At 71.2% G+C, this 1,091-nt stretch carries 2 protein-coding genes; one reads left to right on the forward strand and one right to left on the reverse strand.

Annotated features, from left to right (window positions below; all coding sequences use genetic code 11):
* The first annotated feature begins 228 nt into the window (after window positions 1-228).
* Window positions 229-513 carry a MarR family winged helix-turn-helix transcriptional regulator gene (locus ACIRS4_RS38640; protein ID WP_404205012.1) on the forward strand — a complete coding sequence of 95 codons (285 nt, stop codon included), beginning with the start codon at window positions 229-231 and terminating at the stop codon, window positions 511-513.
* A 22-nt stretch (window positions 514-535) separates the two neighbouring features.
* On the opposite strand, the gene ACIRS4_RS38645 is transcribed toward ACIRS4_RS38640, so the two are convergent.
* Window positions 536-1,091 (reverse strand): helix-turn-helix transcriptional regulator (locus ACIRS4_RS38645; protein ID WP_404205014.1); only part of this gene is annotated, 556 nt, incomplete at its 5' end.

Raw genomic sequence — 1,091 nt, forward strand, 5'->3', positions numbered from 1 at the left:
CTCCGGAGTCGGACACCGGTTCGGGTGACCACCAGGACCTGCGGACCGTGCTCATCGTCGGCGGCGTCTTCCTGGTCGTGGCGCTGCTGCTGGCGGCGCGGAGGCTGAGCCGCCGCCGCTGATCGCGGCCGTTGGTCCGTCATTGGCGCCCCGTTGGTGGGTCCTCGCACAGTGGTCACACGCCGGAATCCCGGTCACGACTCTGGAGGGGACCCCACCACGCTGAATGTGCAGCCGTCCACGGCCGCGCGCATGGTGGACCGGCTGGTGAGCGCGGGTCTGGTGGACCGCAAACCCAATCCGGACTCGCGCCGGGAGCTCATCATCGAATTGACCCCGCACGGAAGCGAAGTCGTGGACGCGGTGACCAGCCACCGGCGCCGTGAACTGGCCGCGGTCGTCGAGCGGATGCCCGACGCCGACCGCTCCGGGCTGATTCACGCGCTCACCGCCTTCACCCGCGCGGGCGGCGAGTCCCCCGCCGATCTCGATATCGACGGCTACCAGCTCTGAACCGCGGTAGTTCCGACCGCGGCTAGCGCGCCGGGCCCAGCTGGTCGCGGAACTGGCCGGGGGTCAGACCGGTCTCCTCGCGGAAGGCGCGGTAGAAGTGGCGGTCGGTGGAGAAACCGCAGGCGGCGGCGACCGCGGCCAGCGAGCGGGCGCGATCGGCGCGAATCAGGCGGCGGGCGTGAGCGATTCGGGTCCGGCGGATCAGGGCGCCCGGCTCGCCGAAACCCTCGCACACCCGGTAGAGGGTGCGGCGGGAGAGCAGGCAGGCGTGGGCGATCTCGTCGACCGTCAGGTCCGGATTGGTGAAGTTCTTGCGGATGTAGGCGAGAACCTGCTGGCGGGTGTAGAGCGAATCCGACGGGGCGGGCGTGCCGGTACCGGTGGACAGCAGCAGGGCCGAGGCCATCATCCCGGCGGCGTCACCGCCGAATACGGTGACCGCGCGGGCGATATCGTCGGCGGGGAGTTCGGCCAGATTGCGGAAGAAGCCGGTGACCACGCCGAGGGCTCCGGTGGCGGGGACGGCGGTGGCGGTGGGCAGCTGTTGGCGGGTGAGGCCGGAGTGTTCGAGGACCAGG

It is taken from the genome of Streptomyces sp. NPDC101166 (assembly GCF_044768125.1).
Lineage (GTDB): Bacteria > Actinomycetota > Actinomycetes > Streptomycetales > Streptomycetaceae > Streptomyces.